At 71.2% G+C, this 18,209-nt stretch carries 19 protein-coding genes and 1 pseudogene; 8 read left to right on the plus strand and 12 right to left on the minus strand.

Going from position 1 to position 18,209, the window contains the following annotated elements; genetic code table 11:
• Positions 1-117: 117 nt before the first annotated feature.
• From AB0959_RS30865 to AB0959_RS30885, 5 genes and pseudogenes are all read right to left on the minus strand, one after another.
• Positions 118-1,503 carry a cytochrome P450 gene (locus tag AB0959_RS30865; RefSeq protein ID WP_366829939.1) on the minus strand — a complete coding sequence of 462 codons (1,386 nt, stop codon included), beginning with the start codon at positions 1,501-1,503 and terminating at the stop codon, positions 118-120.
• Positions 1,500-2,117 (minus strand): ATP/GTP-binding protein, encoded by a 618-nt coding sequence (locus AB0959_RS30870; RefSeq protein WP_366829940.1) that lies wholly within the window; start codon positions 2,115-2,117, stop codon positions 1,500-1,502. Before AB0959_RS30870 ends, AB0959_RS30865 begins: the two co-directional genes overlap by 4 nt.
• On the minus strand, positions 2,095-2,457 hold the full coding sequence (locus AB0959_RS30875; protein ID WP_366829941.1) for a DUF742 domain-containing protein: 363 nt from the start codon (positions 2,455-2,457) through the stop codon (positions 2,095-2,097). The genes AB0959_RS30870 and AB0959_RS30875 overlap by 23 nt, the downstream gene beginning before the upstream one ends.
• Positions 2,454-2,867 carry a roadblock/LC7 domain-containing protein gene (locus AB0959_RS30880; RefSeq protein WP_366829942.1) on the minus strand — a complete coding sequence of 138 codons (414 nt, stop codon included), beginning with the start codon at positions 2,865-2,867 and terminating at the stop codon, positions 2,454-2,456. The genes AB0959_RS30875 and AB0959_RS30880 overlap by 4 nt, the downstream gene beginning before the upstream one ends.
• A 431-nt stretch (positions 2,868-3,298) precedes the next feature.
• Positions 3,299-4,738 (minus strand): annotated as a pseudogene (locus AB0959_RS30885) (ATP-binding protein); the annotation flags it as partial.
• Between the two features lie 345 nt (positions 4,739-5,083).
• Here AB0959_RS30885 and AB0959_RS30890 point away from each other — a divergent pair.
• On the plus strand, positions 5,084-6,040 hold the full coding sequence (locus AB0959_RS30890) for an AraC family transcriptional regulator (protein ID WP_366829943.1): 957 nt from the start codon (positions 5,084-5,086) through the stop codon (positions 6,038-6,040).
• A gap of 111 nt (positions 6,041-6,151) precedes the next feature.
• Here AB0959_RS30890 and AB0959_RS30895 read toward each other — a convergent pair whose 3' ends face one another.
• Positions 6,152-6,967 (minus strand): hypothetical protein, encoded by an 816-nt coding sequence (locus AB0959_RS30895; protein WP_366829944.1) that lies wholly within the window; start codon positions 6,965-6,967, stop codon positions 6,152-6,154.
• A gap of 512 nt (positions 6,968-7,479) precedes the next feature.
• On the opposite strand from AB0959_RS30895, the gene AB0959_RS30900 reads away from it, so the two are divergent.
• Genes AB0959_RS30900 through AB0959_RS30920 form a run of 5 tightly spaced genes read left to right on the plus strand, consistent with a single transcriptional unit; the run spans position 7,480 to position 11,267 of the window.
• Positions 7,480-9,246 carry an ATP-binding protein gene (locus AB0959_RS30900; RefSeq protein ID WP_366829945.1) on the plus strand — a complete coding sequence of 589 codons (1,767 nt, stop codon included), beginning with the start codon at positions 7,480-7,482 and terminating at the stop codon, positions 9,244-9,246.
• Positions 9,233-9,670, plus strand: a complete 438-nt coding sequence (locus AB0959_RS30905; RefSeq protein ID WP_152776243.1) for a roadblock/LC7 domain-containing protein — start codon at positions 9,233-9,235, stop codon at positions 9,668-9,670. The genes AB0959_RS30900 and AB0959_RS30905 overlap by 14 nt, the downstream gene beginning before the upstream one ends.
• A 2-nt stretch (positions 9,671-9,672) precedes the next feature.
• Positions 9,673-10,050: a DUF742 domain-containing protein gene (locus tag AB0959_RS30910; RefSeq protein WP_366829946.1), complete on the plus strand. Its 378-nt coding sequence runs from the start codon at positions 9,673-9,675 to the stop codon at positions 10,048-10,050.
• Positions 10,028-10,630, plus strand: a complete 603-nt coding sequence (locus tag AB0959_RS30915; protein ID WP_366829947.1) for an ATP/GTP-binding protein — start codon at positions 10,028-10,030, stop codon at positions 10,628-10,630. Before AB0959_RS30910 ends, AB0959_RS30915 begins: the two co-directional genes overlap by 23 nt.
• A 37-nt stretch (positions 10,631-10,667) precedes the next feature.
• Positions 10,668-11,267 carry a GAF domain-containing protein gene (locus AB0959_RS30920; protein ID WP_366829948.1) on the plus strand — a complete coding sequence of 200 codons (600 nt, stop codon included), beginning with the start codon at positions 10,668-10,670 and terminating at the stop codon, positions 11,265-11,267.
• Between the two features lie 173 nt (positions 11,268-11,440).
• Here AB0959_RS30920 and AB0959_RS30925 read toward each other — a convergent pair whose 3' ends face one another.
• Positions 11,441-12,676 (minus strand): acyl-CoA dehydrogenase family protein, encoded by a 1,236-nt coding sequence (locus AB0959_RS30925; protein WP_366829949.1) that lies wholly within the window; start codon positions 12,674-12,676, stop codon positions 11,441-11,443.
• A gap of 1,258 nt (positions 12,677-13,934) precedes the next feature.
• Positions 13,935-14,063 (minus strand): hypothetical protein, encoded by a 129-nt coding sequence (locus AB0959_RS30930; RefSeq protein WP_366829951.1) that lies wholly within the window; start codon positions 14,061-14,063, stop codon positions 13,935-13,937.
• Between the two features lie 312 nt (positions 14,064-14,375).
• Here AB0959_RS30930 and AB0959_RS30935 point away from each other — a divergent pair, with 312 nt between their 5' ends.
• Positions 14,376-14,804: a roadblock/LC7 domain-containing protein gene (locus AB0959_RS30935; RefSeq protein ID WP_366829953.1), complete on the plus strand. Its 429-nt coding sequence runs from the start codon at positions 14,376-14,378 to the stop codon at positions 14,802-14,804.
• A gap of 64 nt (positions 14,805-14,868) precedes the next feature.
• The gene (locus tag AB0959_RS30940; RefSeq protein ID WP_366829954.1) at positions 14,869-15,462 is read left to right on the plus strand and encodes an ATP/GTP-binding protein; all 594 of its coding nucleotides are present in this window, start codon (positions 14,869-14,871) and stop codon (positions 15,460-15,462) included.
• A gap of 40 nt (positions 15,463-15,502) precedes the next feature.
• Here AB0959_RS30940 and AB0959_RS30945 read toward each other — a convergent pair whose 3' ends face one another.
• From AB0959_RS30945 to AB0959_RS30960, 4 genes are all read right to left on the minus strand, one after another.
• A complete protein-coding gene (locus AB0959_RS30945) occupies positions 15,503-16,393 on the minus strand; it encodes an adenosine kinase (RefSeq protein WP_366830046.1) in 891 nt (296 codons plus the stop codon).
• 120 nt (positions 16,394-16,513) lie between these two features.
• On the minus strand, positions 16,514-16,966 hold the full coding sequence (locus AB0959_RS30950) for a hypothetical protein (RefSeq protein ID WP_366829955.1): 453 nt from the start codon (positions 16,964-16,966) through the stop codon (positions 16,514-16,516).
• On the minus strand, positions 16,944-17,819 hold the full coding sequence (locus AB0959_RS30955; protein WP_366829956.1) for an ATP-binding protein: 876 nt from the start codon (positions 17,817-17,819) through the stop codon (positions 16,944-16,946). The genes AB0959_RS30950 and AB0959_RS30955 overlap by 23 nt, the downstream gene beginning before the upstream one ends.
• Positions 17,820-17,876: 57 nt before the next feature.
• Positions 17,877-18,014, minus strand: a complete 138-nt coding sequence (locus tag AB0959_RS30960) for a hypothetical protein (RefSeq protein ID WP_366829957.1) — start codon at positions 18,012-18,014, stop codon at positions 17,877-17,879.
• Positions 18,015-18,209: the final 195 nt, after the last annotated feature.

Here is an 18,209-nt window from a genome sequence, read left to right on the forward strand (position 1 = left end):
GGCCCCCCCCCGGGGTTTGGGGGGGTTTTTTTGGGGGGGGGGGGGGGGGGCGCCCCCCCGGGGAAGGGACGGGTAGGGGCGGCGGGGGCGAGGAAAGGCCCGTACCGCCCCGTCGCGTCACTCGCCCCGCCACCACGCCAGCAGCCGGGCCCAGCCGCTCCGGGGGCGGACCGGGTCGGTCGCGGGGAGCGTGTACGCGGCGCCGGGGCCGTACGGGCCCGGCACCGACCCGCTCCGGGGCGCCGGGGCGTCGTCAGGGGACGGCGCGCCGACCGCGGCCGGCGGGAACGTCACCGGCAGCGCGGCGAGCGCCCGGTGGAAGGGCCCGGGCCGCCACTCCAACTCCTCCACGGGAACGGCGAGTTCGACGTCGGGCAGCCGGTCGAGGAGCTTCTCCACCGCCACCGCCGCGATCAGCCGAGCCTCACTCTGCGCCGGACAGTTGTGCGGACCGGCGCTCCACGCCAGATGCGCACGGTTGCCCGCCCGCTGATCGGACGTCAGGGAGGGATCGGTGTTGGCGGCGGCGAGACTGACGACGAGCGGATCGCCCGCCCTGAGCAGCGTGCCCTCGTACATGACGTCGTGCCTGGGGTAGTGCACCGCGTAGTTGGCCATCGGCGGGTCGGTCCACAGCACCTCGTCGAGGGAGTCCTCCACCGGAAGGCTGCCCCCGGACAGGCTGCCCCCGAACCGGTCGTCGGACAGCAGCAGCCGCAGGCTGTTGGCGATCAGGTTCTGCTGCGGCTCGGTGCCCGCGCCCATGAGCACGACGAGCTGGTGGACCATCTCGTCGTCCGCGAGCCGCGCCGGATGCGCCAGCAGCCAGGACGTCACGTCGTGACCGGGCCGGGCCCGCTTCAGCTCGACCAGCTCGATCAGCGTGTTCGTCAGCAGTTCGTTGGCCTTCTCGGCGTCCACCCCGTCGAAGATCCCGGACATGCCCTCGACCAGCCGGACCCCCAGTTCCGAGGGGCAGCCGAAGAGGTGGTTGAACACCAGCAGCGGCAGGACCTGCGCGTACTCGCCGAGCAGGTCCGCCTTCCCCGTCGGCGCGAACCGGTCGATGAGCGTGTCGGCGCTGCGCTCGACGTACCCGCGCAGGGTGCTGGGCTCGACGCGGGCCAGGCTGTCGGTGATGGCGCCGCGCAGCCGGCGGTGCTCCTCGCCGTCGGTGAACAGGGCGTTGGGCCGGTACATCATCATCGGCACGACCGGGCTGTCCATGGGAACGGTGCCGTCGGCGAGGTCGTTCCAGCGGCGCGGGTCCTTGGCGAAGGTCTCCGGGCTGCGCAGGACGTGCAGGGCGGCGGCGTACGACGTGACGAGCCTGGCCCGGACACCGGGTGCGAGTTCGACGGGCGCGGTCGGCCCCTTGGCCCGCAGCCGCTGGTAGGCGGCGGAGGGATCGGAGGCGAACTCGGGCCCGTACAGGGGCTCGTGGGCCGGGCAGCCCGGGGGCGGTGCGGAGGGTACGGGCGGTACGGGCGGTACGGAGGTCACGCGTGCTCCAGTTCGCTGCTGCCGGTGCGGCCGATCAGGTACTCGACGAGGGCGATCAACGCCCGCGTGGACGACTCCGCGTCGCGGGCGTCGCAGCGGACGAGCGGGGTCTCCGGCAGCAGATCGAGGGCCTCGCGGACCTCGTCCAGCTCGTGCAGGGGCGCGCCGTCGAAGTGGTTGACGGCGACCGCGTACGGCAGCTCCAGCTCCTCCAGGACGCCCATGACGTCGAAGGACTGGTCGAGCCGACGGGTGTCCGCGAGGACGAGCGCGCCGAGGGCGCCCCGGGTCATGTCCTGCCACAGCTGGGTGAAGCGCTGCTGGCCGGGCGTGCCGAACAGGTACAGCACCAGGTGGTCGCTGAGGGTGAGCCGGCCGAAGTCGAGGGCGACCGTGGTGGTCGTCTTGTCGCGTGTCCCGGCCAGGTCGTCGACCAGGGCGCCCGCCTGGGTCATGACCTCCTCGGTGCGCAGTGGCCGGATCTCGGAGAGCGCGCCGACGAAGGTGGTCTTGCCGACCGCGAAGTGGCCGACGACCAGCAGCTTGGCCGCCGTCTTCACGGTGGGCCGCAGATAGACGTCGGACGGGGCGTCAGAGGCGGGCGCGGAGCCCATCGAGGACCTCCTCGAGGATGCGGATGTTGGACGCCGGGTTCACCGGGACGAAGGGGGCCCGGGTGACGAGGTGGCCGCTGTCCATGAGGTCGGCGACCAGCACCTTGGTGACGCTGACCGGCAGCGTCAGATGCCCCGCCACCTCGGCGACGGACAGGGCGCCGGGGCGGCACAGCTCCACCACCCGGCGCTTCTCCGGACTGAGACCGGTCAGCGGCAGGTCCTCGCCGGTGACCACCATCGTGACCAGGTCCAGGGTGTTGCGGGACGGGAAGGCGCGGCCGTCCGTGACGACGTACGACCTCACCAGTCGTTCCGGGGGGCGCCGCCGAGGGGTCATGCGTGGCTGCCGGTGTCCACCCGGGCCGGGCTGGTCAGCTCCTTGCCGAGCCGGTCGACCAGCTTGTGCATGCGGTACGTGACGGCCTCCATGTCCACGTGCTCGCCGGTGGAGACCGCGAGGTAGGCGCCCTCACCGGCGGCGACGAGGAAGACGAAGCCGTGCCCGAACTCGATCAGCGTCTGGCGCCACGGGGTGCCCGGGGTACCGCAGAACTCGGCCGTGCTCCGGCTGATGGACTGCACCCCGGCGAGCCCCGCGGCCAGCCGCTCGGCGTCGTCGCGGCCGATGTGGGCGGAGTGGGCACGCAGCATGCCGTCGGCGGAGAGCAGGATCGCGTGCCGCGCCTCGGGCACCTTCAGCACCTCGTCGAGCATCCAGCCCAGCTCGTTGGTCGTGGGCTCGATCATGCGTGGGGGGTCCCTTCGTCGTCGTGGGGCGTCACGTGCGCGGCTTCGGCGGCTTCGGCGGCTTCTCGCGGGCCGGGCTCGTCCCGTACGGCTCCGGTGTGGCGCTCCGGCTCCGGTTCCTTGCCGAGGACCTCCCACACGGGCTCATACCGCGGCGCCTTCCGCGCGGGCTCGACGTCGTCACGAGCGAAGTCGTAGCGGTCCGAGATCGTGTCGGGCCGGTCGGGCACGGGCTCGTGGCGGTCCGTCACCTGAGCGGGCTCGGGGCGTACGGCCTCCGGCGCGCGCTCGGCAGCGGTGTCCTCGTCCCGGTCCTGGTCGCGCGAGGTCTCCCACGAGAACGCGTACCGGTCCGCCGGCGGCTCGGGGTCGGGCCGTCCCGGCTCCGCCGCCGCGTTCTCCCGCAGTTCCTCGCCGGCCGCGCGTTCGCCCGCCTCGCGGCCGAAGCGGGTGCCGCGGGCGAAGGCGCCCATGATGCGGGCGTTCTCCTCGGGCGAGCGGGCCGGGGTGTCCTCGGCCCCGGTGGAGGCGGCCCCGGTGGAGGATGACGCGGAAGGTGCGGACGCGGAGGGGGCGGCGGCCGGCTTCGACGGGGTACGGCGGCGCCGCTTCGGCAGACCGCCCACCGTGGTGCCCGCGGGCTCCGCCGGACGCGGCGCGAACTCGGGCTCGGGCATGGCAGCGGAGGCGGGCCCGGGAGCGGGCATGGCAGCGGAGGCGGGCTCGGGAGCGGGCATGGCAGCGGGAGCGGGCTCGGCAACGGGGGCGGGGGCCGGTTCGGGCGCGGGGGCCGGTTCGGGCGCGGGGGCGGGTTCGGGCGCCGGGGCGGGCCCGCGGGGCGCCGGGGGCTCGGTGACAGCGGGCTTCGGGGCCGGGGTCTCGACGTGGGTCAGCAGGGCCGACGGCACGAACACCACGGCGCGGACACCGCCGTACGGCGAGCGCGTGTCCACGGAGACGTTGAAGCCGTAGCGCCGGGCAAGCACCCCGATGACGGCGAAGCCGAACTGGGGCGGGTCGTCGAGGCGGGTCACGTCCACCGCCCGGCGCCCGCTGAGCAGCTCACCCGCGCGCTCGACCGCCTGCCCGTCCATGCCGACGCCGGCGTCGTCGACGACCACGCACGCGCCGTTGTGCACGACCTGGACGTTGACCTCGACGTTGGTGTTGGGCTGCGAGTGGCGGGCCGCGTTGTCGAGGAGTTCGGCGACGGCGAGGACGACCGGCTCCACCGCGCGGCTCTCCACGGCGATGTCGACCTGGCCGGTGACGCGGACGCGCCGGTAGTCGCGGATGCGGGACGTCGCGCCGCGGACGACCTCGACCAGCGGCGAGGTCGCGCGCTGGCGGCCCGGCCAGGAGCCGCACAGCACGGCGATGGCCTGGGCGCGACGCCCGAACTGGGCGTTGGTGTGGTCGATCTCCAACAGGTCGCGCAGCACGTCGGGACGGTCGTGCCGGTCCTGCATCTCGGAGATGGAGACCTGCTGCTCGTTGGCGAGGGCCTGGATGGAGCGCATCGACGCCTTCAGCGCGGCCTTCGCGGACTGGTCGGCGCGGGCCTGTGCGTGGTCGACGGCGCCGGAGAAGCGGACCAGGACCTCTTCGAGGCCCTTGGCGAACTCCGTGTCGGCGAGGCGGGCGTCCAGGGGGCCGGGGGCGGACCGGTGCGGGGAGTCCGCGAGAGCCGGCAGACGGACCAGGACCAGATGGCGCAGCGCCTCGTCCCGGGCGCGCAGTCCGTCCGCGAGATCCGCGCCGCGTCCGCGCTGCCGGCGGGTGATCCCGTGCTGACGCACCAGAAGTACGGCGGTGGCCACCAGCAGTGCGGCCAGGCCCCAGGTCACCGCCTCCGGTATGGGCTCGGTCATGAGGTCACAAGTCCTTACGTCACGTCCACAGTTCGCCATGTCCTCACGTCGCCACGGATGGGCATGAGTGGGCGGAACCGCTGATGGTAGTTGTGCGACGGCGCGCACACTTTCCGTGACGCGCAGAGAAGTTGCCCTGGGGCGCACAACTGGTGCGAGCGGCGTACGCGGGCGCGCGGCACCCAGTCCCCGCATGCGCGGTGGCTGACGGTCGCCCATGGCAACCGACGGCACCACTAGGGTTTCCCTCAGTAACGACCGGCGCAGGCGAACGGAACACGGTGCCGAACCGTACAGAACAGCATGTATGAAACCGTCGGGACTCATCACCGCGAAGGGGGATCGTTGCCCGCGGGAAGCTATACCGTCGATTCGCAGACCACAGGAGAGGTGCATCCGCGCGAGCGCGCCGAATTCTGGAGAGAGCGCATCGGGACGTACCAGTCCCGGATGGGCTTCAGGTACGCCCGCACCGACAACTTCCGCGGGGAGGCCGTCCGTCAGCGCACGGGGGCCTATCAACTCGTCAAGTACGCCTCGGACGAGATCGAGTACAGCCGGACGCCGCATCAGGTACGGCAGGATCCCGACGAGGACTACCGTCTGCTGCTCCCGGTGCGCGGGGAGATCGTGCTGCGGCAGGACGGCCAGGAGGCCAGGCTCACGCCGGGGACCGGCACGCTGGTCACGTTCGGGGAGCCGTTCCAGTGCCTCCAGGACGCGGACACACAGGCGTTCATCCTCACCATCCCGGCCCACGAGGTGGACGGCCCGCTGAACCGCCGGTCACCGGTGGCGACCGGCCTCGACCTCACCGTCGGGCTCGGCCGGATCGTGCGCTCCATGCTGAGCGACCTGTACGAGGAGCGCGACCGCCTCACCGACCCGCAGTTCAACGCCGTCTCCGACCGCATCGTCGAACTGGTCTGCATGCTCGCCGCCGGGGACGACCGGCCCGACGCGCCGGGCCATCTGGGCGAGGTCGAGGCGATGGTCCGCCGCTACGTACGCGAGCACGCCTCCGACCCCGGCCTCACGGGTACGTCGATGGCGCGCGCCCTGGGCTGGTCGCTGCGCCAGATACAGCTCGCCCTGCAGCGCGTGGGTACCACGCCGCGGGACCTGATCCGCGAGGAGCGCCTGCGGCTGGTCCGTGACCGCCTCCAGTGCGCGGACTGCGAGCACATGACGATCACGGACCTGGCCCATTCCTCGGGCTTCTCCTCGGCGAGCACGCTGAGCACGGCGTTCCGCCAGCGGTACGGCGTGAGTCCGCGCGAGATGCGGTACCGCTCGCGCTGAGCCGATCGCACGCCGGGTGGGGGCGACGCCTTTCGGACAGCTTCCTTCCGCTTCCGCTCTCCCCTCGGCGTGCCCGCGCGGGCTCGCCACGCCGAAGCCCGGGTCCCCGGTTCAGTTGGACAGGCCCTCAAAGCTGTTGCGGTCCGCGATGGCCCGGTCCTGAGCCTCTCGGTAGGTGTCGGCGGCGTCATGGGGGTTGTCGCTGTGCTGGCCACGCCGTGTCAGATCGTTCGCCATCAGATGGGCGAGCGAGCCGGGCCCGGGGGGCAACGCCCGGGAACCGCCCTCGGAGACGACCTCGGTGGCCTCGACGAAGTCCGACATCAGCCTGAGCGCCTCTAACTCGCCGCTGGCGAGCACGACCTGCACCCGGTCCTGTTGCGGCGCCAGCAGCGCCTCACCGATCCGGTCCCGGTAGGTCTCGCTGAGCCGCCGGGCGAACCGGTACAGGTAGTCGCCCTTGCCCGGGGAGTCCGGCTCGGGCACGAACATCATCAGACGGTCGGCGAGGCCCTCCAGGTCCGCCCCCGGCGAGCGGTACAGAGGACGCTCGCTGCTCTTGCTGCGGGGATCGGCCCGCATGGTGAGGACGAAGCGTGCGACTGCCTCCCGCACGGGCCACAGCCCCTCCCCGAGCCAGCGGAAGCTCCGTCCCCCGGCGGACGGGGTGCCGGGCATCAGAACAAGACACCAGCCGGACACCGCACACCAGTGGAGCTGCGCGGTCCCCGGGCCGCCCAGCAGGGCTGTCTCGAACCTGCTCGTGAAGTAGATCGAACCCTCGACGTCCTTCTGGTGACTGTTCTGTGTCTCGTCGGTGAAGTCACTGTAAACAGCGATGCTGCTCACCGGCAGTCCTTCGGCCAGCAGATGCTCCGCGACCGAAGCCATGTAGTGCCCGATCCCCCGGTCGAGTTCGCTCCGCAAGGACCGTTCACCGCCCGGACCCAAGTCCCCCACCCCGGCCCCTCCAGCATTCCGCGAAATTCGAAATCTTGGCCCCAGCATAGGCAGTTCCCTCGCCGGTGACACGTGTCTTCACCGGACGACGCCGATCACGGCGTGAGGAGCGGCAGGCACTGGCGGGAGACGTCTCCCAGGCCTCGACTGGACTGCGGGTTCGCGTGGTTGGGGATGCGGGGCCGACCGCCGGGCCGCTGACGCGCTGTGAATGTTAACGGTAGCCGCTGTGCACACTGTGCGACTGTGCGTTCCCCCGGGTCCAACGGCTGATCCCGTGGCTGAAGTTGTTCGCTTCAGGGTCCTGATGACGACGTGTCGGGTGACTCCCTGTAAGGAGCCCACGGAACCCGTCCCGGCCTCGTCGCGATTGATGCCTGTTCAAGTGAAAATCCCTTCCAGGAGCAACTTGAGCGGCTGGTCAGATGGTTGACGTCTTTCGCTACTCTGTCGCGTACTGGCTGATCGAGAGGACTCCGATGCCTGAACCCCCGCCCTACGACATAAGCCCCGAACGCGGTCGGCCGGCCACTGCGACGCCTCCGCCCCGCAACCGGCACGGCAAGTCGCCCTCTTCGGAGCCCGCGCCCTCCCCCGAGGTGCGATCCCGTCTGGTCCGGCTCGCTGTTCTCCCCGCCTCGCTCGTGGGAGCGACGGCGACCGCCGCCGTCACCTCCCTCGTGCTGCACCTGAAGCAGGGAGCTGTCGACGCCACCACCTGGGGCATCGTGGCCAGTGCCGCCGCCCTCGGGTGCGGCTGCATAGCCGCCGCCGTCTCCTCCGCCCGTTCCCAGGCCCGCAGGGAGGCGCGGCACTACGCCGCACTGCGCCAGACCATCACCAGCGGCAAGTGGCCGCTCGACGAGGCACTCGCCGCGCTCGAACGGGGTGAGCAGCTCCATCCACGGGTGTTCACCCATCCGGCTCCCCGCACGGGGGACCCGCGCGAGGTGCTCACGTACGAGCTCGCCGAGGCCCAGCACAACGCCCGGGAGGCCCTGGTCCAGGCGGCGCGGCTCACCGAGTCCGCGTCCGAGGACAGCCACGACAAGGTCGAGGTCTTCGTCAACCTGGCCCGTCGGCTGCAGTCCCTGGTCCACCGCATGATCCGTGAGCTGGACGACCTGGAGAACCAGGTCGAGGACCCGGACCTGCTGCGCCGCATCTTCGGCATCGACCACCTGGCCACCCGCATCCGGCGGCACGCGGAGAACCTCGCGGTGCTCGGCGGCGCGGTCTCCCGGCGCCAGTGGACCAACCCGGTGACGCTGACCGAGGTGCTGCGCTCCTCGATCGCCGAGGTCGAGCAGTACTCGCGCGTCAAGCTCGTACCGCCCATCGAGGGCACCCTGCGCGGTCACGCGGTCGCCGACGTCATCCACCTCCTGGCCGAACTCGTCGAGAACGCCACGGCGTTCTCCAAGCCGGACACCCAGATCCTGCTCCGCTCCCGACGCGTCACGGCCGGCATCGCCGTGGAGGTCGAGGACCGGGGCCTCGGGATTCCGCAGCACGACCAGGACCGCATCAACGCCCTGCTCGCGGACCCGGGTCACGTCGACATCGCCACGCTGCTCGCCGACGGACGCATCGGCCTCTTCGTCGTCTCGTCGCTGGCCCGCAGGCACGGCATCGCGGTCAAGCTGACCGGCAACATCTACGGTGGTGTTCAGGCCATCCTGGTGCTCCCGCACCAGTTGCTCGGCACCGAGGAAGGCCAGGCGCCCGCCCAGGCGATGCCCGCGGAGCCCGGTCCGGCGGCCGTATCCCCGCCCGCACCCGCACCCGCGCCTGCCGCACCGCAGCAGACGTGGGCCGCCTCGTCCGCGCCGGGCACGCAGGCCGCCCCGCGACAACAGCCGCAACCGCAGCCGCAGATGCGGCAGCCGGTGGCTCCTCCCCCCTCGGCTCCCCGGCCGGCGATGGCTCAGGCCCGCTTCGAAAGCCGGCGTGAGAGCCCGTCCGCGGGTGCCGGGATTCCGGCATCGCACGGGTCCGCCCAGCAGCCGAGGCCCGTGCTGCCGCAGCGCCGCCCGCAGAGCCACCTCGCGCCGGAGCTCCGAGGCGGTCCTCTCTCCCGACAGGAGGAGGCCGCGGAGGAGCCCGGGTTCAACCCCGGCCTCCTGGCCGGAATCAACCGGGGGATGGACCTCGCCGGCACCTCGTCCGACGTGAGTCCTGGGGGCGACTCACGCTGGGACTCGTATCGATCTCAAGGAGAAGAACCGCACCATGGTGAGCGATAGCCACCCCACCGGCCAGAACGTCGACTGGCTGCTGGAGAACCTGAAGAAGACCGTGCCGGGTACGCGGCAGGTGCTGCTCCTCTCCTCCGACGGGTTGAGGAAAGCCCACGCCGACCTCGCCAGCGACGACGCCGACCGACTCGCCGCGATAGCCTCCGGGCTCAACTCACTGGGCCGTTCCTACGGCCAGGACCGGATCCTGGGCGGCGGCGGCGCCGTACGCCAGGTCGTGGTGGAGCTGAACAACGGCATCCTCATCGTGGCCTCGGCGGGCCACGGTGCCGTGCTCGCGGTCACGGCTGACGCGACGACGCACACGGAGACGCTCGGCTACGAGATGGGCATGCTGATCCGTGCCGTGCAGCCGTTCCTCGCCACCCCGGCGCGCCGGCCGACCATCACGTCCTCCGGGGCGGGGAACTGAACATGCCGGACGAGCCGGACGAGATGTTCCTGGACGAGGAGGCCGGACGCCTGGTCCGGCCCTTCACCGTCAGCAATGGACGCACTCGGCCCTCGACGCACTTCGACATGCTCACCCTGGTGATGTCCACCGGTGTACGGCCGTCCGCCGATCTCGGCCCCGACCACGACACGGTGCTCAGCCTGTGCAGCACTCCCGTGTCGGTGGTCGAGTTGGCGGCCCTCATGAAACTCCCGGTCGCCGTCACCAAGGTCCTCCTGTCCGACCTTGTACAGCAGGAGGCGCTCTCCGCGAGGGCGCCACGTGTCATTGAGGCGGCGACCGCCGCCAACCGAGAGACTCTGGAGGCGGTGCTCGATGGTCTTCGCGCGCGGCTCTGACCACTTCCCGACCGCCCTGAAGATCCTCATAGCCGGAGGGTTCGGGGTCGGCAAGACGACCTTCGTCGGGGCGGCCAGCGAGATCGCTCCGCTGAACACCGAAGAGGTCATCACCACGATCAGCGCCCGCACGGACAGCCTCGACGGCGTGGAGGAGAAGTCCACGACCACCGTGGCGATGGACTTCGGGCGCATCACCCTGGACTCGGAACACGTCCTCTACCTGTTCGGCACACCCGGGCAGGAGAGGTTCTGGTTCATGTGGGACGAGTTGTCCGACGGCGCGCTGGGAGCAGTCGTTCTCGCCGACACCCGCAGACTCGACGCGTGCTTCCCCGCGGTGGACTTCTTCGAACTGCGCGGAATCCCGTTCGTCGTCGGGGTGAACGAGTTCGACGGTGCCTACAGGTACACCGACGAGGAGGTGCGCCAGGCCATCGGCCTCAAGTCCGACGCGCCCGTCGTCTTCTGCGACGCCCGGCAGTGCAGCTCCAGCACGGGCGTGCTCCTCACCCTCGTCGAGCACCTGCTCAGCCTGACCTACGGCTCCGGGGCGCAGGAGGCCAACGTGGTCCGTTGACGCCTGCTCGACCCAGCCGATACCGAACGGAGTTCACATGCACAGCCCAGACCCCTACACCACGTACGAGCCGCTCGACCGCCTGCTGCTGACCCCCGAGGACCCGGCCGGCCCGCACCGGGCCGCCCGGCTCGCCCAGCTCGGGATCGGGAGCACCGCCCTGCCCGAGTTCGACGAGTTCGCGCGCCGGCTCGCCACGGAACTCGACGCGCCGTTCGCGATGGTGAACTTCATCGACCACCGGCGTCAGTTCTTCGCGGGGCTCTACACGCCCGACGCCGGAGCGGTGAACGTGGAGCAGCGGTCGGTGCAGGACCAGGCTCCTCCCGTGGGCCGGGAGATGGGCCTGGACCACGGCTTCTGCCCGCACACGGTCAAGCGGACCGCGGCGCTGGTGCTCGACGACGTCTGCGACTACCCGCGGTTCGCCGGGAACCCGGTCGTGGACGAGATAGGCATCCGCTCCTACATGGGGGCGCCCCTGGCGGACACGCTGGAGGGGATCAACCTCGGGACGATCTGCGTCGTCGACACCGAGGCCCGGCCGTGGGGACGGCAGCGCCTGGAGATCATCAAGAGCATGGCCCAGGAGATGTCCGACTGGGTCCAGGCCAGGGCGGAGGGCCGCAGCATGTGACCCGGAGGCCGCTGGCGCCTCCCGGGAAGAGGGAGGACGACCGGCTACCGGAAGACGAAGCCGCGGGCACGGTCACGGTGCCCGCGGCTCATCTGTCTCTGGTGCCTCTGGTGCCTCTGTGCCTCTGGGCCGGCTCCCCCACCCTCCCCCTGGTCCGGCCTTCGGCTCTGCCCCTAGACGAGCTCCCCGACGGCCTCCGGCCGCGTCCTCAGGGGGACGGACCGCGGGTTGCGTACGAGGTCGGCGAGGCGCTGGGACCACTGTCCCTTGTTCTCGCCGAGGGCGAACTCGCCGAGCCGCAGGCACTGGATGTCGGACGTGCCGGCGGGCGCGTAGATGTGGAGGGCGTCGCGGAGGTACCGCTCGATGGGCCTGTCGGTGAACAGCCCGGCGGCGGCGTGTATCTCCATGGCCTCCTGGGCCGACTCGATGGAGGACTCGACGTTGAAGAGCTTGGCGGTCATGAGCTCGACGTCGCAGGGCCGCCCCTGGTCCAGCAGGTGCGCGGCCAGGTAGGCGCTCTGCCGGGCCAGCGTCAGCCTCTGGAGCATCCTGCCCAGCTTGAGCTTGATGTTGGGCAGCTGCCCGAGGGGTTTGCTCCGCCGGAACACTTCCTGGCAGTACGCGGCCGTCTCCTCGAGGACGGCCTGGTGGATCCCCAGGGAGACCGCGGTCAGGTTGGGCCGGCCGTAGAGAATCGACGAGGAGTAGGCGACGGCGAGGCCCTGCCCCTCCTTGCCGAGACGATTCGCCACCGGCACCCGGCAGTTGTCGAAGATGAGCTCCCCGAAACTGAAGCCGTGCAGCCCCATGGAGGGCACCTGCGGCGCCAGGGAGAAGCCGGGCCGGTCCGCTTCGACGAGGAACGCGGTGAGGCCGTTGGAGCCGGCGCTGGTGCGCACGACGACGCCGTGCAGATCCCCGACGTGGCTGTTGCCGACGAAGACCTTGCGCCCGTTCAGTATGTAGTCGTCGCCGTCCCGGACGGCCGTGCTCTCCATGTCGGTCACGAACCCGCCCGAGACCGGCTCGGTGACGGCGATCGTGGGCAGGATCCGCCCGTCGGCCACGGGGGGCAGCCACTCCCGCTTCTGGGCCTCGTTGCCGAAGTGAATGATTTTGGCGACGCCCAACTGGGAGGCCTGGACCATGGCGCCCATCGCGCCGCTGACCCGGGAGAGCTCCTCGATGATGATGGTCTTTGCAAGGTGACCCGCGCCCATGCCGCCGTACGACGGGTCGATCGTGGCACCGATCCAGCCCTGTTTGGCTATCAGCCGGGACAGTTCGACCGTCGCGGTGCGGGAGGCTTCCATCTCCGGTATGAGCGGTCGCACGTCGCGCTCTGCGAACTCGCGTACGCGCTGTCGTAGATCCTCGTGGTCCTGGGTGGTGAAGACGTGTTCCACGACAAGCCCTTCTCCGCGCTTCACCGCGCCCAGAGCGGCGCGGAGGCTGTACGTCGGGCAGTGCTTCCTGGTTGGGGCTGGCCGACGCCAATATGGTCTACAAATCGACCGTCAGCGCCAAGATCGTTTAGGTGGTTTGGCTGAAACCCAAGCCGTTGAAACCGACGCGAGAATGTGAGATACGGAAGATCGGTTGTCCACATTGTGATACCTTTCGGACCGAGTTCGACCGGTCCTGACGAGTTGGCCGAGGGAAGCGACTGGCTCGACCACCAGGGACGTACTCCCCGGTTCGCCAGTGACCCGGGGCGAGCACTGACCGACCCTCACACTCCCGCTCCTTGTTCATGTTTGAACTGGTAGGCCATTGATTTTCGGCCAAGATAACGTGCGTCAGCCACGTGTCATGACAGAGGTCTCGACCTGTGGACCGTCAAAGTGCGCACAGGGGTTCGATTCGGCCATTACGGCGCCTAACTGCACACCATTTTCCGCGACTTGACGCAGCGGCACGGCAGACGTCCGGACCAGCCCGGCAAACGATCACGGCGGGCACGACGGAGGGCGAACAGCCCGGGCATCGCGAGAGATGCCAGGTCAGCGGCACGCCGCAGGGCGACAAGGGGCGTTCCGCGGCCACCGGAGACAAGATCCACAACCGGATGCAAGCCCTCCACATATCGGCCGGGCTAGGCGGCCGCTCCGAAGCCGTACGCACACACCTCGACGGCATGGGAACCCGGTCGCGCTACGGCTCCACGGAGGCCCCACCAGCGCTTTTCCCGCGGGCGGCTTCACGGTCCGCGCCCCCGTCCGTGACGCCGTGCCTCACCAGGACTCCACTGTCATACGCGGAATCCACGACTTACCCGCACAAGTGAAATCTTTGATGGACACGGTCGGCGCGCTGCCCGGCGGCGGAGTGACCCCCCTCGGCGCGGTCACCGCGACCGGTCCCGTCGGGTCCGCGCTCGTCCGACTCGTCCCGCCTCGTCCCGCCCTCGGTCGGCTCACCAACTGCTCTGGCCACCCTGTCAGTTGAGGTCAGGCGACTACTGACGGCGGGCCGTCGGCCTGGTACGGTTCACCCGGTCGCTGACATGTGCGAAGGCTCTGTCAAGACGCGCGCGGGGGATCACGGGCACGGCGCACCACGCCCCAACCATCACCAGTGTTTCGCTGTCGTACGAGGAATCAGATGCCAGGCACCCGCGACTGGCGGACACGTCACCGGTCCGCCTCCCGCCAGAATCTCCGGTCATCGCTCGTCGTGCCGTCCGCCGTGCCAGGAGATCCGGCCGCCGGTACGGCGGACCTCGCGGGCCTCGCGGACCACCCGTCGCCCCGGGACACGGCACTCGATGCCGAAGCCACTGCCGTCGCGCACGGCGGCTTCGCACAGGGCCGTTCCGGTCCGCCGGCCACTCCCCCGGTCCTGCCGCAGCGGCCCCGGGGAACCAGCCTCGCCCGGCAGCTGCGCACGGAGGCCGCGTCCAGGAGTCCGCACGGCTACGGAGAGGCGCGCGGGCCCGCCCTCGAAGACGGCCGAGGAGCACCACCGCCACCGTCCGGCCCCGGCGACCGCTGACCCGCGTCCCGGCACCCCGTCACGCCGGCACCCCCGCGACTCGGCGCACCCCCCACGCGCCGCCTGACCGGCGCACCCCTGACGCCGACCGACCGTGAGGAACATTCAGGAATGACTGAGCAGGTACAACCCGGTCCCCAACTGGACTGGCTCCTGGACGGACTGGTGGAACGGATACCGGAGATCCGCTGCGCCGTCGTACTGTCCGGGGACGGCCTCCTCATCGGCAAGTCGAAGGACATCCGCCGGGGCGACGCCGAGCACCTCTCCGCGGTCGGCTCGGGCATGCACAGCCTCGCCCGGGGCGTGGCGCGCCACTTCCACGGCGGAGAGGTCCAGCAGACGGTCATCCAGATGGAGCGGGCGTTCCTGTTCGTCACCGCCGCGGGACAGGGCGCGCGGCTCGCCGCCATCGCCTCCGAGGAGGTCGACGTCGGGGTGATGGCCTTCGAGATGGGCACGCTGGTCAAACAGGTCGGCAAACACCTGTCCGCCGCGCCACGCGAGGAGACCCCCTTCGGCTACGTGCAGGACGCGTGAACCGTCCGGTCCCGGCCCGCGCCGAGCGAGCGGCCGGGCGTGGAAAACGTCGAAAGGGTGATGGATGAGATCCGTCAGCACCGAGCCGGTCATGCCGACCGCCTTGAAGATCCTCATCGCGGGCGGATTCGGCGTGGGGAAGACCACCATGGTGGGCTCGGTGAGCGAGGTGGCGCCGCTGCAGACCGAGGAACGGATCACCACGGCGAGCGTCGGCGTGGACGACCTGGCCGGTGTGGAGAAGAAGATCTCCACCACGGTCGCCATGGACTTCGGGCGGATCACCATCTCCCCCGAGCTGGTGCTCTACCTGTTCGGCACGCCCGGCCAGGACCGCTTCTGGTTCATGTGGGACGACCTGTCCGACGGTGCGCTGGGGGCCGTCGTCCTGGCGGACACGCGCCGTTTGGAGGCGTGCTTCCCCTCGATCGACTTCTTCGAGGCGCGCGAGATCCCCTTCGCCGTCGGCGTCAACTGCTTCGACGGCCGCCGTGGGGCCACCATCGAACAGGTTCGCCACGCCCTCGACCTGGACCCCTCCACGCCGGTCGTCCTCTGCGACGTCCGTGACCGCCGCTCCAGCACGATGGTGCTCATGGCGGTCCTGGAAGCGGCGCAGGAGCGGGCGACGGCCCACCACGCGACGATCGGCCACTGAGCACGCCGGGCGGTTGGCCACTGAGCCCGCTGCCGAAGCGTCAGGCGGCCCTCGCCGCCCTGGCGAGGAGTTCGTCCCGCCGGACGGGGTCGGTCAGGGTGGCCGGGACGGTGCAGGCGTGGGCGCCGGCGATGGCGCCGTACAGGCCGCACCGCCTCGGGAGCTCACCCGAGAGGTGGCCGAAGAGGTAGCCCGCGGCGAAGGCGTCACCGGCGCCGTTGGAGTCGACGACGCGGGCGGAGGGCGTGACGGCGGGGATGTGGGTGAGCTCGCCGTCGACGAGCTGGTACGCCCCGTCGGCGCCGGCCGTGGCGACCACCACCCGGGCACGGCCCCGGTCGGCGATCTCCCGCATGGTGCGCTCCGGGTCCCGCAGTGCGGTGACCGACACGAAGACGAGGTCCGCGGCGAGGGCGAAGGGCTCGTGGTACGGGTTGACGCCGTCCCAGTCGTGCAGGTCGGTCGAGATCGTCACGCCCGCCTCACGCAGCAGCGGCAGGGTGTGGGCGCACGGGTGCGAGAGGGAGACGTGGACGTGCCGGGCGTCCGCGGCGAGGGCCCGGACGGTGTCCTGAGGCAGCCGGTCCGCGTCCCGGGTGCGCGTGCTGTCGTACAGCGAGAGCCGCCGCCCGTCCGGGGCGACGAGGTTCACCGCGCGCCTGGTGCCGCTGGGCAGCGGGACCTCGGTGAGCGGGACGCCCCGGTCGCGGTGCAGCGCGCGGATCAGGTCGCCCTCGTGGTCGTCGCCGATCATGTCGAGGTGGTGGACCTTGAGGCCCAGCGCGTGCAGACCGACCGCCAGGAAGTCACCGGTCTGGCCCGCCCGGGTCTCGATCGCGGGCACCATGTGGGTGTCGGCGAACGGGAGCGGCAGCTCGGGCACGTACACGATCGTGTCCACGCCGGCTCCGCCGAGGACGAGGACGTCCATGCCGTCCCCGGCCCTGCCGGCGCCCTTGTCCGTGCCGTCCGCCTCGGCCGCCCGGTCGCCCAGGCTTCCCGCTCCCCCGCCATGCTCCTCGCTCACGGTCCAAGAATACGGCGGGGACGGTCAGTTCGCGGACCCCAGCGACCAGTGCGGGGTGCTGCCGACCAGGCGGCAGGCGAGGAAGTACAGCGGGATGGGCGGGGTGTAGGGCGAGTCGCCGGCGGGGGCGTGGATCAGGCGCGGGCCGCCGGGCCGGGCCCTGGACCGGGTGCGCGCGCACGACGGCTCGGCCACGCGGGCGCCGACGGCGTAGAGGGTGCCGACGGGCCAGGTGACGCCGATGTGGGAGTCGGCGGGGACGATCCACCACCAGAGCTCGTCGTGGGCGAAGACGCACCCCACCCGGGGCAGGCACTCCATGATGCGCTCGCCGTGCTCCCGGGAGGTCCCCACCGCGTCGTACCCCAGAACGGCGGGCAGCCCGGCGGGCAGGGTCAGTCTCGCGGGCCGGGGGTCTCGCGGAGGGGGTACGAGGGGAGTGCGCGCCCGTAGGTCACGGGTGTGCCGGAGTTCCATGAGGCAGGTGCCCTTCGGCCGAGCGGGAGACGGGCCGGGTGACGTGGGAGGACGTGACCGCCGGTCTGCGGGCCGCCGGGACGGTCAGCGCCACCGCCAGTCCCGGCACGCCGCCGTCCGGGGATGCCGTGGCCGCACCCGGCACCGGACACACCGTGCCCACCGGAGGACCGGACTCGCGCGACGACGCGGCCTGGCGGCCCAGGAGCCCGGTTCCGGGTGCCCGTGCGCCGGCCGCGTGTTGGGTGGGCGCATCCGCGCCCGCCGCCGACTCCGCGGGACGGACCGGGCGTTCGGGCTTCGGGGCGGGCGAGTCCGCCTCCCGGGACGGAGATCCGGCGGCTCCCGGGGCCGGTCCGGCCGCCTGCCAGGTCAGTTCGGCCCAGACGACGCTCCCCGAACCGTGAGTGCTCGGTCCGGCTCCCCAGTCGGTGGAGAGCGCGCACACCAGCATGAGCCCGCGCCCGTTCTGGTCGTCGGCGTCCGGCTGCCGCCGCTCCGGGAAGGACCTGCCTCGGTTCTGGTCCTCGACCTCGACACGCAGCCTCACGCCGTCGAGGCCCAGACGGCACACGACGCGGTCGCTTCCCGTGTGGGTGAGCGCGTTGGTGACGAGTTCGGAGACCACCAGGACGGCGTCGCCGCACAGTTCGCGGTCCGCGCCCCACGCGTCCAGTACCTCGCGCACGTTCTCCCGGGCCTGCCCCACCGAGGCGGGCGTCGCGGGCAGGCCGAACACCTCGGATCTGCGGCGGTGTCCGGGCGTGCCGGGATACGCGTGCTCGGGCGAGTGGTCACGCGCCCGGTCGTCGTCCCATGACTGGTCGTCGTCCCACGAGGGTTCGCCAGGCAATCGGCCCAAAGGCTGGGGGAGGGAGGGCGGAGCCATCGCCGTTCGCCTTTCGTTTGCCTACGCACCCGGGTGGGTGCCGGTGCCGCACCACGGACGGTGTCCGTGCCGCACCGTCCCGGACCGGTCGGACAACACCACGAATTCCACCATGACGTGCGGAAACTCGTCGTGCAGGAGGCCGAGTCGCAGCTCCATCTCCCCCAACGGGACTGCTCGGACTCTTCGTTCACCGGTCGTGGACGGTATGCCCACTGTGGCACCTGCCAACAACGGCTCGCAACCGGCAAGTTGAAAATTGCAATTTGTTGGGTGCATGCTTCGCTTCGTCAACTGGTGATCGTGACAGACTGCGACCAAGAAGCCCGGCGTGAAAGCGTGAGGGGGTGACGG

The organism is Streptomyces sp. NPDC046862 (assembly GCF_040704615.1).
In the GTDB taxonomy this organism is placed as follows: Bacteria; Actinomycetota; Actinomycetes; order Streptomycetales; family Streptomycetaceae; genus Streptomyces.

Excerpts from the sequence above, each read along its gene's own strand:
- AB0959_RS30870 (WP_366829940.1), bottom strand. The coding sequence starts at position 2,117 with ATGGGCTCCGCGCCCGCCTCTGACGCCCCGTCCGACGTCTATCTGCGG.
- AB0959_RS30875 (WP_366829941.1), bottom strand. The coding sequence starts at position 2,457 with ATGACCCCTCGGCGGCGCCCCCCGGAACGACTGGTGAGGTCGTACGTC.
- AB0959_RS30880 (WP_366829942.1), bottom strand. The coding sequence starts at position 2,867 with ATGATCGAGCCCACGACCAACGAGCTGGGCTGGATGCTCGACGAGGTG.
- AB0959_RS30900 (WP_366829945.1), top strand. The coding sequence starts at position 7,480 with ATGCCTGAACCCCCGCCCTACGACATAAGCCCCGAACGCGGTCGGCCG.
- AB0959_RS30905 (WP_152776243.1), top strand. The coding sequence starts at position 9,233 with ATGGTGAGCGATAGCCACCCCACCGGCCAGAACGTCGACTGGCTGCTG.
- AB0959_RS30910 (WP_366829946.1), top strand. The coding sequence starts at position 9,673 with ATGCCGGACGAGCCGGACGAGATGTTCCTGGACGAGGAGGCCGGACGC.
- AB0959_RS30915 (WP_366829947.1), top strand. The coding sequence starts at position 10,028 with ATGGTCTTCGCGCGCGGCTCTGACCACTTCCCGACCGCCCTGAAGATC.
- AB0959_RS30920 (WP_366829948.1), top strand. The coding sequence starts at position 10,668 with ATGCACAGCCCAGACCCCTACACCACGTACGAGCCGCTCGACCGCCTG.
- AB0959_RS30935 (WP_366829953.1), top strand. The coding sequence starts at position 14,376 with ATGACTGAGCAGGTACAACCCGGTCCCCAACTGGACTGGCTCCTGGAC.
- AB0959_RS30940 (WP_366829954.1), top strand. The coding sequence starts at position 14,869 with ATGAGATCCGTCAGCACCGAGCCGGTCATGCCGACCGCCTTGAAGATC.
- AB0959_RS30945 (WP_366830046.1), bottom strand. The coding sequence starts at position 16,393 with ATGGACGTCCTCGTCCTCGGCGGAGCCGGCGTGGACACGATCGTGTAC.
- AB0959_RS30950 (WP_366829955.1), bottom strand. The coding sequence starts at position 16,966 with ATGGAACTCCGGCACACCCGTGACCTACGGGCGCGCACTCCCCTCGTA.
- AB0959_RS30960 (WP_366829957.1), bottom strand. The coding sequence starts at position 18,014 with ATGGAGCTGCGACTCGGCCTCCTGCACGACGAGTTTCCGCACGTCATG.